At 69.5% G+C, this 12,093-nt stretch carries 12 protein-coding genes; 7 read left to right on the top strand and 5 right to left on the bottom strand.

Annotated features, from left to right (window positions below; all coding sequences use genetic code 11):
• Positions 1-103 precede the first annotated feature (103 nt).
• The 5 genes from HYN04_RS05130 to clpA all read left to right on the top strand — a co-directional run bounded on the left by HYN04_RS05130 (position 104) and on the right by clpA (position 5,759).
• Positions 104-775, top strand: a complete 672-nt coding sequence (locus HYN04_RS05130) for a hypothetical protein (RefSeq protein WP_241962695.1) — start codon at positions 104-106, stop codon at positions 773-775.
• Positions 772-1,659, top strand: coding sequence for an ROK family protein (locus HYN04_RS05125; RefSeq protein ID WP_110449766.1), 888 nt, complete (start codon positions 772-774; stop codon positions 1,657-1,659). Before HYN04_RS05130 ends, HYN04_RS05125 begins: the two co-directional genes overlap by 4 nt.
• Positions 1,656-2,939, top strand: a complete 1,284-nt coding sequence (locus tag HYN04_RS05120) for a DNA polymerase IV (RefSeq protein WP_110451302.1) — start codon at positions 1,656-1,658, stop codon at positions 2,937-2,939. Before HYN04_RS05125 ends, HYN04_RS05120 begins: the two co-directional genes overlap by 4 nt.
• A 157-nt stretch (positions 2,940-3,096) precedes the next feature.
• Positions 3,097-3,426, top strand: coding sequence for an ATP-dependent Clp protease adapter ClpS (gene clpS, locus HYN04_RS05115; RefSeq protein ID WP_110449765.1), 330 nt, complete (start codon positions 3,097-3,099; stop codon positions 3,424-3,426).
• A 5-nt stretch (positions 3,427-3,431) separates the two neighbouring features.
• Positions 3,432-5,759: an ATP-dependent Clp protease ATP-binding subunit ClpA gene (clpA, locus tag HYN04_RS05110; RefSeq protein WP_110449764.1), complete on the top strand. Its 2,328-nt coding sequence runs from the start codon at positions 3,432-3,434 to the stop codon at positions 5,757-5,759.
• A 233-nt stretch (positions 5,760-5,992) separates the two neighbouring features.
• Here clpA and HYN04_RS05105 read toward each other — a convergent pair whose 3' ends face one another.
• From HYN04_RS05105 to HYN04_RS05085, 5 genes are read right to left on the bottom strand one after another with little or no spacing between them, the layout of a single operon-like run.
• Entirely contained in the window at positions 5,993-6,430 is a 438-nt protein-coding gene (locus tag HYN04_RS05105; RefSeq protein WP_110449763.1) for an HIT family protein, read from the bottom strand.
• Between the two features lie 44 nt (positions 6,431-6,474).
• A complete protein-coding gene (locus tag HYN04_RS05100; protein WP_110449762.1) occupies positions 6,475-7,644 on the bottom strand; it encodes a GNAT family N-acetyltransferase in 1,170 nt (389 codons plus the stop codon).
• The gene (locus tag HYN04_RS05095) at positions 7,641-8,390 is read right to left on the bottom strand and encodes a glycerophosphodiester phosphodiesterase (protein WP_110449761.1); all 750 of its coding nucleotides are present in this window, start codon (positions 8,388-8,390) and stop codon (positions 7,641-7,643) included. Before HYN04_RS05095 ends, HYN04_RS05100 begins: the two co-directional genes overlap by 4 nt.
• The gene (locus HYN04_RS05090; protein WP_110449760.1) at positions 8,387-8,848 is read right to left on the bottom strand and encodes a RidA family protein; all 462 of its coding nucleotides are present in this window, start codon (positions 8,846-8,848) and stop codon (positions 8,387-8,389) included. The genes HYN04_RS05095 and HYN04_RS05090 overlap by 4 nt, the downstream gene beginning before the upstream one ends.
• A gap of 51 nt (positions 8,849-8,899) precedes the next feature.
• Complete coding sequence (locus HYN04_RS05085) at positions 8,900-9,400, bottom strand: DUF3617 domain-containing protein (RefSeq protein ID WP_110449759.1); 501 nt, start codon at positions 9,398-9,400, stop codon at positions 8,900-8,902.
• Positions 9,401-9,490: 90 nt separating this feature from the next.
• Here HYN04_RS05085 and HYN04_RS05080 point away from each other — a divergent pair, with 90 nt between their 5' ends.
• Both HYN04_RS05080 and HYN04_RS05075 read left to right on the top strand, forming a co-directional pair.
• Positions 9,491-10,609, top strand: a complete 1,119-nt coding sequence (locus HYN04_RS05080; protein WP_199285996.1) for a glycosyltransferase family 2 protein — start codon at positions 9,491-9,493, stop codon at positions 10,607-10,609.
• The gene (locus HYN04_RS05075; RefSeq protein WP_110449757.1) at positions 10,606-12,090 is read left to right on the top strand and encodes an ArnT family glycosyltransferase; all 1,485 of its coding nucleotides are present in this window, start codon (positions 10,606-10,608) and stop codon (positions 12,088-12,090) included. The genes HYN04_RS05080 and HYN04_RS05075 overlap by 4 nt, the downstream gene beginning before the upstream one ends.
• The last annotated feature ends 3 nt before the right edge of the window (positions 12,091-12,093 follow it).

Genomic DNA, 12,093 nt, shown 5'->3' with positions numbered 1-12,093 from the left:
CGTCCACCGACCCGCAACTTGCCCCCGGTATGCGCCCGGAAAGTCATTTCGCCCAAGCTATCCCACGGATATCCTTAAGCACGCGTTAGCCGAGCAACGGTTCATGACCTTTACTTCACCTGACCATCCGCCACCGGACCTGAAGGCCCTCGGCGTCCGCGGCGACCGCCCCCTGGTCATCGTCGATGTCGACGAGGTCCTCGGACTTTTCATGGAAGGGTTCGCCCGGTACCTGGCGGGCCAGGGCCTGGAAATGCGCTTCGACCGCTTCGCCCTGTTCCAGAACATCTATCGCCCGGGCGAGGACCGCCACATCGACATCGAGACCGGGCAGGTTCACTTCCAGGCCTTCTTCCGGGACGCCGTCGAGGACATGCCCGTGGCCCAGGGCGGACCGGAAGCCCTGGCGCGACTGTCCAGCCAGGCCGACATCGTCATCCTGACGAACGCCCCGGGCCAGGCGCTGGCAGGGCGCGCGCGCTGGCTCAAGAAACATGGGATGGACTATCCCCTCCTGGTCAACAGCGGCCTCAAGGGACCCGTGGCGGCGGCGCTGGCCGCCCAGGCCTCTGGCCGGGCGGCTTTCATCGACGACATGATCCCAAACCTCGATTCCGTGGCCGAGCACGCCCCGGAGATCGCCCGGTTCCAGACTGTAGCTGACGTTCGGTTGAGGCCCATGGCCCCCAGCCGGCCCGACCTGCATCCGCGGATCGACGGCTGGGAGGCCCTGGAGGCGGCCATCGCCCAGTCCCTGGAGACCGGCGGACGATGATCGCCTTCGGCCTCGACCTGGGGGGAACCAAGATCGAGGCTGCGGCGATCTCGCCCGAAGGCGCGTTCCTGGCCCGCGTCCGCAGGCCGACCCCCGGCGACTACGAGACGGGCCTGGAAGCCATCGCCGGGGTCCTGGCGGAGGCGGAGCGCCAGGCCGGGGCCCGGGCCGGACGTCTGGGGGTGGGCGGCCCTGGCTCCGTCAATCCCCGCACCGGGCTCCTGCGCAACGCCAACTCGACCTGGCTGAACGGCCGGGCCTTCCCTGCAGACCTCGCCCGGCGCCTGGAGCGACCCGTCCGGTATGCAAATGACGCGGACTGCCTTGCGGTCTCGGAGGCCCGGGATGGGGCTGCTGCGGGCGCCGATCCGGTCTTCGCCGTCATCCTCGGGACCGGGGTGGGCGGAGGCCTCTCGGTCCGGGGCGGCCTCTCCACCGGCGCCAACGGGATCTCCGGCGAGTGGGGGCACAGTCCCCTGCCCTCGCCCGGCCCCTCCGAGACGCCCGGCCCATCCTGCTGGTGCGGCCGGACCGGGTGCCTCGAGACCTGGCTCTCCGGCCCCGGACTGTCACGGGACGACGGCCGCGACCTGACGGCGAAGGCCCTGGCCGACCTGGCCGAAGGCGGCGAGCCCCGGGCGCGCCTGGCCCTGGAGCGTCATGCCGAACGGTTGGCCCGGGGGCTCGCCGGGGTGGTCAACCTGCTGGACCCGGCGGTGATCGTCCTCGGCGGCGGGGTCGGCGGCCTCTCGGGCCTGGCCGAAGGGCTGGCGGCGCGCATCCGGCCCTGGGTCTTCGCCGATGACTGGCGGTGCGACATCGTCAGGCCGGAGTTCGGGGATTCCTCCGGCGTCCGCGGCGCCGCCTGGCTGTGGGACCGGTGAAGGCCCTCTGCCGCGACTGCCTGGCGCCCGGCGCGCCCGCCCCACGCTGCCCGGCCTGTGGTTCGCCCCGGCGCATCGCCCATCCCGAGCTCGACGCCCTGTCCATCGCCCACATCGACTGCGACGCCTTCTACGCTTCGGTGGAGAAGCGCGACCAGCCGGAACTGCGGGACCGGCCGGTCATCGTCGGCGGCGGACGGCGCGGGGTGGTGACCACCTGCTGCTACATCGCCCGCACCTTCGGCGTGCGCTCGGCCATGCCCATGTTCAAGGCCCTCGCCGCCTGCCCCCAGGCCGTGGTGCTGCCGCCGGACTTCGCCCGCTACCGTGCGGAAAGCCGGCGCCTGATGGACATGATGCGCGACCTGACCCCCCTGGTTCAGCCCCTGTCCCTCGACGAGGCCTGGCTGGACCTGTCGGGCACCGAGCGCCTGCACGGCGCCCCGCCGGCCCTGACCCTGGCGCGCCTGCAGTCGCGGATCGAGGCCGAGACCGGGCTGACCGTGTCGGTGGGCCTGGCCCCCAACAAGTTCCTCGCCAAGATCGCCTCGGACCTCGACAAGCCGCGGGGCTTCTCGGTCATCGGCGCCGCCGAGGCCCAGGACTTCCTGGCCGGACGGTCCGTACGAATCCTGCCGGGCGTCGGACCGGTGATGGCCCGCAGCCTGGAGAAGGCCGGATTCGAGCGGATCGGCCAGATCGCCCGGGCGGACCTTCGAACCCTGGCGAGCCGCTTTGGCGACTTCGGACTTCGGCTTCACGCCATGGCGCGGGGCGAGGATGGCCGGCGGGTCGACCCAGGCCAGATCCGCAAGTCGATCAGCGCCGAGACCACCTTCGAGGCTGACCTCAGCGTGACAGAGGATCTCGACGCCCATCTCGTCCGGCTGGCGGAGCGGGTCGCCCGGCAGGCGCGCGCTGCGGGCCAGGCCGGGCGGGTCGCGACCCTAAAGCTCAAGGATCCCGCCTTCCGCATCCTCACCCGAAGGCGCACCCTGGAGGCCCCGACCCAGACCGCCCGCACCCTGCTCGCCGCTGCGCGTGGGCTGCTGGCGGCGGAGACGGCGGCGGGCGGGCGCCGGGCCTTCCGCCTGATCGGGGTCGGCCTTTCGGATCTGCATGCGGCCGAGGCGACCGGCGGCGACCTCTTCGCCGCCGAGGATCCCCGCACCCTGGCCGCCGAGCGGGCTGCAGACGCCATCCGGGCGCGTTTCGGGCCGGGAATCCTCGCTTCGGGCCGGGACCTGGCCACGCGTAGGCGACCCGACACGGAGGCCTGAGCCGACGGTCCCGGGTCGAGGGATATGTGGAAAACTTTGGCGTCGGGCCCCGCATCGGTCCGCAGGCCCCGCCAAGGCCCTTTCATTCCTTGGGGGTTGGCATATCTAATCGGAGTCTGAGGGGCGCCGTCAGGCGGCGCCCGTGGAGACGTATCGGATGGCCGAGCGCAAGCAGGGGGATCAGGGGACGGGCGATCGCTCTGCGGTGATCACCCAGACCAAGACCCGCACCCAGCGGCCCTCAATGTATCGGGTGCTGATCCTGAACGACGACTACACGCCGATGGAGTTCGTGGTCTACGTCCTGGAACAGTACTTCCACAAGTCGCGGGAGGAGGCGACGCGGATCATGCTGCACGTCCATCAGACGGGCGTCGGGGTCTGCGGCGTCTACACCTACGAAGTCGCCGAAACCAAGGTGGCGCAGGTGATCGACACCGCCCGCCGCCACCAGCACCCCCTGCAGTGCACCATGGAAAAGGACTAGCGACCGTGCCGTCATTCTCGCGCCAGCTCGAAGAGTCCCTGCATAGGGCCGTTGCCCTCGCCAATGAGCGAAAGCACGAATACGCGACCCTGGAGCACCTGCTCCTGTCGCTCACCGACGACGAGGACTCGGTCGGGGTGATGAAGGCCTGCGACGTCGACCTCGACGTCCTCAGGACCACCCTGACCAACTATGTCGACAACGAGCTGAAGTCGCTCATCGTCGACGACGGCGAGGACGCCAAGCCTACGCCCAGCTTCCAGCGGGTGATCCAGCGGGCCGTCATCCACGTCCAGTCCTCCGGACGCGATGAAGTGACCGGCGCCAACGTGCTCGTGGCCATCTTCTCCGAACGTGAGAGCCATGCGGCCTATTTCCTGCAGGAGCAGGAGATGACCCGGTACGACGCGGTGAACTACATCGCCCACGGAATCGCCAAGAAGGCCGGGGCCAGCGAGGCCAAGCCGGTCAAGGGGTCCGAAGACGAGGAGAAGGCGGCGGTCAAGACGGGCGGCGAGGCCCTTGACGCCTACTGCGTGAACCTCAACGAGAAGGCAAAGCAGGGCAAGGTCGACCCCCTGATCGGCCGGTCGGCCGAGGTCGAGCGCTGCATCCAGATCCTGTGCCGCCGGACCAAGAACAACCCCCTTCTTGTCGGCGACCCCGGCGTGGGCAAGACGGCCATCGCCGAGGGCCTGGCCCGCAAGATCATCAACAAGCAGGTTCCGGAAGTGCTGGCCGGATCGACCATCTTTTCCCTCGACATGGGCGCCCTTCTGGCGGGCACCCGCTATCGCGGCGACTTCGAGGAGCGGGTCAAGCAGGTGGTCAAGGAGCTTGAGAACCACCCCGACGCCATCCTGTTCATCGACGAGATCCACACCGTGATCGGCGCCGGCGCCACCTCGGGCGGGGCCATGGACGCCTCGAACCTGCTGAAGCCGGCCCTGGCCTCGGGCACCCTGCGCTGCATGGGCTCGACCACCTACAAGGAGTTCCGCCAGCACTTCGAGAAGGACCGCGCCCTGGTCCGGCGGTTCCAGAAGATCGACGTCAACGAGCCGACGATCGAGGACTCCATCAAGATCCTCAAGGGCCTGAAGACCTACTATGAGGAGTTCCACAAGCTCCGCTACACCAACGACGCCATCAAGGCGGCGGTGGAGCTGTCGGCCCGCTATATCTCGGACCGCAAGCTGCCGGATAAGGCCATCGACATCATTGACGAGGCGGGCGCCAGCCAGATGCTGCTGCCCGAGAGCCGCCGCAAGAAGGTGATCGGCCTCAAGGAGGTCGAAGCCGTGGTGGCCAAGATCGCCCGTATCCCGCCCAAGTCGGTCTCCAAGTCCGACACCGAGGCCCTGCTCCAGCTGGAGTCCGACCTCAAGCGGGCGGTCTATGGCCAGGACGACGCCATCGAGCAGCTCTCCGCCGCCATGAAGATGGCCCGGGCCGGCCTGCGCGACCCCAGCAAGCCCATCGGCTGCTACCTGTTCTCAGGCCCCACCGGCACCGGCAAGACCGAGACGGCCCGGCAGCTGTCCTCGACCCTGGGCATCGAGCTCCTGCGCTTCGACATGAGCGAGTACATGGAGCGCCACACGGTCAGCCGGCTTATCGGCGCGCCTCCCGGCTATGTCGGTTTCGACCAGGGCGGCCTGCTGACCGACGCGGTCGACCAGCACCCGCACTGCGTGGTCCTGCTGGACGAGATCGAGAAGGCCCATCCGGACGTCTTCAACATCCTGCTGCAGGTCATGGACCACGGCGTCCTGACCGACGCCAACGGCAAGAAGGTCGACTTCAGGAACGTGGTCCTGATCATGACCACCAACGCCGGCGCTTCGGACGCCCAGCGCAACGCCATCGGCTTCGGCCGCGGCAAGCAGGCGGATGAGGTCGAGGAGGCCCTGAAGCGGCTCTTCACACCGGAGTTCCGCAACCGCCTGGACGCCATCGTCCAGTTCCGCCCCCTGACGCCGGAGATCATCCGCCAGGTCGTGATCAAGTTCGTCATGCAGCTGGAGGGTCAACTGGCCGACCGCCACGTGACCATCGAGACCTCGGACGAAGCGGCGGACTGGCTGGCCAAGAACGGTTTCGACGAGCTCTACGGCGCTCGCCCCCTGGGCCGGGTCATCCAGGAGCACATCAAGAAGCCGCTGGCCGACGAGATCCTGTTCGGGCGCCTTACCCGCGGCGGCCACGTCAAGGTGGTCCTGCGAGACGGCAAGCTGGCCTTCGACATCGAGGGCGAGAAGCGCGAACCCGGAGCGCCGGTCATCGAGACGCCGCGCAAGGGACGTTCCCCCGCGCCGGAACTCGCGGACTGAGCGGGCGGGTTGCGGGCGCGAAGGGCCTGCAGCCCCTGACCTGGCTTCCCCCGGAGCCCTCCCACGGGCCCTTATGGAGTCTGTTATTCCTCCCCATCAGGGGGAGGTGGCACGCGCAGCGCGACGGAGGGGGTCTCCAGAAACGCCGTTGACCCCCTCACCCGCCTCCGGCGGGAGCTCCCCCTTGGGGGAGTAATCCTCCCCCGGATTTCGCCCCCCCCAGAAGGAGCAGGTCAGCTGATCTTTGACGCGATCAGGCGGGCGAGCTCGGCGAGCTCGTCCGGGTTCGCCATGCCGCCGGCCGCATGACGACCGAGGGGCGTACCTTCCCACCTGGGGATGATGTGGAAGTGCAGGTGGTAGACGGTCTGCCCCGCCGGGGCGCCGTTGAACTGGGTCACGACAAGGCCGTCCGGGGACAGGGCCGCGCGCACGGCCCGGGCCACGCGCTGGACAGCCAGGATCAGGGGCGCCAGCCGCGCCGGATCCTCCTCCAGCAGGTTGCGGGCGTCGGAATGCTTGGGGATGACCAGGATATGGCCCCGGCTCTGCGGGAAGACGTCCATGAAGGCGAAGGCGTGCTCGTCCTCGAAGACGCGGGCACAGGGCGCCTCACCCCTCAGGATTTTCGCGAAGATGTTGCCCGGATCGTAGGCGCCGTCGAGGCTCATGGCGGTCTCCCCTAGCTGGTCACCGCGGGATAGCACGCCCGCGATCAGGCGTCTCCAGACTGACGGAAGGGGGAATAGGCCTCGGAGAGCCACTCCATCTCCTCCTCCACGGCGGCCATCTCGCGCCGGAGGTAGTCCTCGACCGGGCCGCGCAGGGCCGGGTCGGCGATGAAGTGGGCCGAGTGGACGGGCGCCGGGAGATAGCCCCGGGCGATCTTGTGTTGCCCCTGGGCGCCGGCTTCGACCCGCGCCAGCCCCCGCCCGATCGCCCACTCGATGGCCTGGTAGTAGCAGAGCTCGAAGTGCAGGAAGGGCACGTCCTCGACGCAGCCCCAGTTGCGGCCAAACAGGCAGTCGCCGCCGATCAGGTTCAGGGCTCCGGCGATCCAGCGCCCGTTCCGACGCGCCATGATGAGGAGCACCCGGTCGGCCATCCGCTCGCCCAGCAGGGAGAAGAACAGGCGGTTCAGGTAGGGCCGGCCCCACTTGCGCGACCCGGTGTCGACATAGAAGCGGTAGAAGGCGTCCCAATGCGCCTCGGTCAGGTCGGACCCGGTCAGGCAGAGGATCTCCAGCCCCTGCCCCGCATCGCGCCGCTCGCGACGGATGGTCTTGCGCCGCCCCGAGGAGAGGTCGGCGAGGAAGTCGTCAAAGGTCGCATAGCCGCGGTTGAGCCAGTGGTACTGCTGGCCCTCGCGCAGGGCCATGCCCGCCTCGCCCAGCCAGGACCACTCATCGCGGGTCGGGAAATTCACGTGCAGGCCCGAAGCGCCGTAGCGCTCGCAGACCGTCAGGGCGCCTCCCAGCAGGGCCTTGCGGCCCAGGTCAGGATCAACATCCGGGCGGACGAGCAGGCGCGGGCCGGTTGCGGGGGTGAAGGGCGCCGCAGACAGGAGCTTGGGATAGTACCGGCCGCCGGCCCGCTCGTAGGCTTCGGCCCAGGCGTGGTCGAAGATGTACTCACCCTGGCTGTGCCCCTTCAGGTAGAGGGGCATGACGGCGGCGACACGGCCCGCCTCGTCCTCGACGGCCAGGTGCTGCGGCCCCCATCCCTGGGCTTCCACAGCGCAGCCCGCCTCTTCAGCGCAATCGAGAAAATCGAAGCATATGAAGGGGTTGAAGGGCTGATCTCCACGCACTGCACAGGCGTCCCAGTCCGCCCGGCCGATCTCGGCGATGCGGCGGCTGATGCGCACCGCGGGCTTCAGCGTCACGCCCGGAAGCCCTCGAAGATGACGTTGTCGCAGTGTGGCCTCGCGGCCTCCGCCTGCTCCGGCGTCCGCGCCGTCCAGGCGACCACGGGCATGCCCGCCCTGCGGTGGGCGGCGACCTCGGGATTGGCCACCGTGTCCAGGCTCATGGCCAGGAAGTGCGGGCGGGCGATCGAGACATGCTCCAGCCGGGCGAAGGCCTTGCGCTGCTCGGGCGAGATGTGGGTCGCCTCGTCATTCCAGCGATAGCTGTCCAGCCCGCGCAGGACGCCCGGGAACCGGTCGGCGAACCAGGCGTGGCTGTAGGGATTGAAACCGATCACGCAGGTGGGGCCGGCATGGTCCATCAGGATCTCGTGGACCCTCTGCTCCAGCGGGCCCACCTCGCCGAAGGGAGTCTTGAGCTCCACATGCACCATGGCGCGGCGCCCGATGAGGGCCAGGGCCTCCAACAGTGTCGGGATGGTCTCTTCGGTTCCCTTCAGGGACACGCCCGCAAGGTCGGCTGCGGTGTAGTCCCGGACCCGGCCTTCCCGGCCCGTCATCCGCTTCAGGGTGTTATCGTGGAAGACCACGGCCTCGCCGTCAGCGGTGATGTGGACGTCCAGCTCGATCCCGTATCCGGCCTCGCAGGCTGCCTGGAAGGCGCCGAGGGAGTTCTCAGGGAGGCCGTCGGGGTTCCAGAGTCCCCGATGGGCGATGGCGGGACTGAAGAGGAGGTCCCAGGCCTCTCCGAACTGCGCCTTCATCGGACCTCCACCACGGCGTCGACCTCCACCGCGAAGTTCAGGGGCAGGCGATAGACGCCCACGGCCGAGCGCGCGTGACGCCCGGCGTCGCCGAAGGCCAGGACCATCAGGTCCGAGGCGCCGTTGACCACCTGGGGAATGTCGAAGAAGTCGGGACCGGCCTGGACGAAACCGCCAAGCTTGATCACCCGCACCAGGCGGTCGAGGTCGCCCTCGCAGGCGGCCTTCATCTGGGCGAGGAGGTTGATCCCGCACAGCCGGGCGGCGGCGCGGGCGGCCTCGAGGTCGACCTCCACCCCCACTACGCCCTTCACGCCGCCAGCGGCGTCAACGGACACCTGGCCGGAAATGTGGACCAGTGACCCGCTCCGCACGAAGGGGACATAGTTGGCGACGGGCGCGACGGGGACCGGAAGGACGATACCGGCGGCGGCGAGACGGGCTTCAACCTCGGACATGGCTCCAGACTATCCCTTCGATGGCGCGCCGGACAGGCCGGCCTTCGGAAATCAGCTCTGCGGCGGTGTGTTCCCGCCCTTCAGGACCCGCTTGGCCTCGTCGGAGCGGGCCGCTTCGGGCGGACAGGCGTCCCCCAGGCGACGGGCCGTGGTGGTGGCGGTGCCGGCCAGTGGGATGCCGGCGATCCGCGTCGAGAGGGCGAGCTTGAGGCGGAAGGTCTCCGGCGAATAGCCGCCGGTGGCGGTGACGTCGGCCACCTGGCCCTCCTTGGTGCTGCAACTGCCCTTCAGGAGGATCTTGCCATCCCCCACCGCACGGGAGGGATAGGTGCAGGCATAGTGGCGGTTGGAGGGCGAGGTCATGAACTTATTGATCTCGGAGGCCACCAGGCAGCGTCGCTCGACCTTCTTCTGGGTGACCACCACGGTGAAGACGTTGGTCAGTTCCCAATAGCCGGGCCGCGGACGGCCAACACTGTCGGCCGCGACGGGCGCCGCAAGGGCCAGGGCTGAAAGCCCGGCGGCCAGCGCCATCCCCATCCGGTTTGTCATCGCCTGTCCCTTCCTTCGCCCCGTCGCCGGGGCCGTGGCTGGCCTTGCCGGGTCACCGGCTGTAAACCACGCCCAGACATGGGGTGTCGATTGCCTGATTCCGACCCGACCGCGCCAGCCGCCTCTCCCGCCTCCGCCGGCCTTGAGCTGACGGTCGTTGTCCCGACCTTCAATGAGCGGGCCAATGTCCGCAAGTTGATCAGCCTGGTCGAGGCGGCTCTCGCCGGCCGGCGCTGGCAGGTCATCTTCGTGGACGACAACTCCCCGGACGGCACCGCCGCCGAGGTCAAGGCCGTGGCCGCCGTGGATCCCCGCGTCCTCTGCCTTCATCGGGTGGGACGCCGCGGACTGGCGGGCGCAGTCATTGAGGGGATCATGGCCAGCGCAGCGCCCTTCGTGGCCGTCATGGACGGCGACCTCCAGCACGATGAACGCCTGCTGCCCGACATGCTCCGCGCCCTCGACCAGGAGGGCGCGGACCTTGCCGTGGGCAGTCGCTACTGCGGCGGGCCCGGTGCGGACGCTTCGGCCCTGGGCGCACGGCGCGAGGCGGGCAGCCGCCTCGCAAACTGGCTGGGCCGGCAGGTCCTCAAGGCCGACCTGACCGACCCCATGAGCGGATTCTTCATGGTCCGCCGTTCAGTGGTGGAGGCGGTGGCGCCCCGCCTCTCGACCTCGGGCTTCAAGGTCCTGTTCGACATCGTCGCCTCGCAGGACCGGCCGCTGAAGATCATCGAGCTGCCCTACACCTTCCGGGCCCGCGAGGCCGGGGACTCCAAGCTCGATAACGGCGTCGTGGTCCAGTACCTGGGCCTGCTGGTCGCCAAGCTCAGCAGGGATGTCATCTCGCCCCGCTTCCTGATGTTCGCCATGGTCGGGGCCAGCGGGGTGGTGGTGCACCTGGCCATCCTGCGCAGCCTCCTGCACCTGGGCTTCTCCTGGGCCCAGACCCTGGCCGCCCTTGGGGCCATGACCTCGAACTACCTGATCAACAACGCTGTCACCTACCGGGACCGGCGCCTGAAGGGGCTGAAGCTGGTCGGCGGCTACATCAAGTTCTGCGTGCTCTGCAGCGTGCCCCTCGCCGCCAATGTGGCGGTCGCCACGGTGGTCTATGAGCGTGGCCCCGCCTGGTGGGTGGCGGGCCTTGCGGGCGCCGTCGTCGCCGCCGCCTGGAACTACGTCACGACCTCGAAGGCCGTCTGGTGAGGCTGGACGCGGGCCGGGGCCTCTGGCTGCTGATCCTAGCGCTCACCGCCCTGAGACTCTGGGCGGCGGCCGTCATCCCCCTGACCGAAGACGAGGCCTACTATCGGCTTTGGTCCCAGCACCTGCACCTGGGCTATTACGATCACCCGCCGATGATCGCCTGGTGGATCCGGCTCGGGACCTTCCTGGCCGGCGACACCCCGTTGGGGGTGCGTCTCCTGCCCATACTGGGCGCTGCTGCGACCACCTGGCTGACCGCGGATCTTGCCCGACGCCTGGGCGGAAGCGCCCGGACGGGCCTGGTCGCGGCCCTTGCCTACAACGCCATGCTGACCATCGGCGCCGGCGGCATACTCGCCACACCGGACGCGCCCGCCATTTTCTTCTGGGCCGCCACCCTGTCGGTGCTGGCTCGGATCGCGGCCGGCGGTAGCCCACGGTTCTGGGTCCTGGCGGGACTGGCGGCGGGCCTGGCCTGCATCTCGAAGTACTCGGCTCTCTTCCTCGCCCCCGGTGTGGTCCTGTGGCTGGCCGCCTCACCGGAAGGCCGCAGACGGCTCCTTACGCCCTGGCCCTGGACCGCCGTCGTCGCAGCGGGGGTGGTCTTCGCCACCAATCTCGCCTGGAACGCCACCCACGACTGGCTGACCTTCGAGAAACAGTTCGGACGGGTCGAGCCCTCCCAGTTCCGCCCCGCCTACCTGGGCGAGTTGCTGACGACCCAGTTCGTCCTGCTCAATCCCATCCTCGCGGTCCTGGCGGGGCTGGGAGTCTGGGCCGTGATCCGCAACCGGGGTCGGGTGGGCGGCATGGACCTGTCCCTGCCCCTGCTGGCCGCCCTGCCCTTCTGCCTCTACCTGGCCCTCCACAGCCTGCATGACCGGGTGCAGGCGCACTGGCCCGCGACCGTCTTCGCCGCCTTCGCCCTGGCGGTGGCCGGCGCGGTGACGGACCGGCCCCGGGGCTGGCGTTCCCGCCTGCTGGCGGGAGGTCTCGGCCTGGGCGCCGTCTCGATGGTCGGGGTGCTGGCCTGGGCGGGACTACAGGGCCCCCCGATCAACTCCCGGACCGATCCCCTCCTGCCGATAAGAGGCTGGCCGGACTTCGCCCGCCAGGTCGAGGCGGCCCGGGTCTCGGCCGGCGCCGATTGGGTGGGCGTGGCGCACTACGGCGCACTTTCGCAGCTGGCGGCCACCGGTCAGGTCAAGGCGCCCCTGGTCCACCTGATCGAGCGCGAACGCTGGCCAGATGCGGCCCCGGCTCCCGTCGACCGTCCCGGCCTCGTCCTGGACAAGAGCCGACGCCTGTCCCTGCCCGACCTGCAGGCGTGCTTTGGCAAGGTCACCCCCATGGGCGAGCTTATCCGCGGCGTGCCGACCAGCCGGGTCGACCGCTATCCGCTCTACAGGGTGGAGGGGCCGGTTCCCGACCTGCTCGCCCGGGGCTGTCCGGACGAGCTGGGCAAGAATCGGCGTCGCTGAGCC

The organism is Phenylobacterium parvum (genome assembly GCF_003150835.1).
GTDB classification, from domain to species: Bacteria; Pseudomonadota; Alphaproteobacteria; order Caulobacterales; family Caulobacteraceae; genus Phenylobacterium; species Phenylobacterium parvum.
This window is presented reverse-complemented; position numbering and strand designations above follow the sequence as displayed.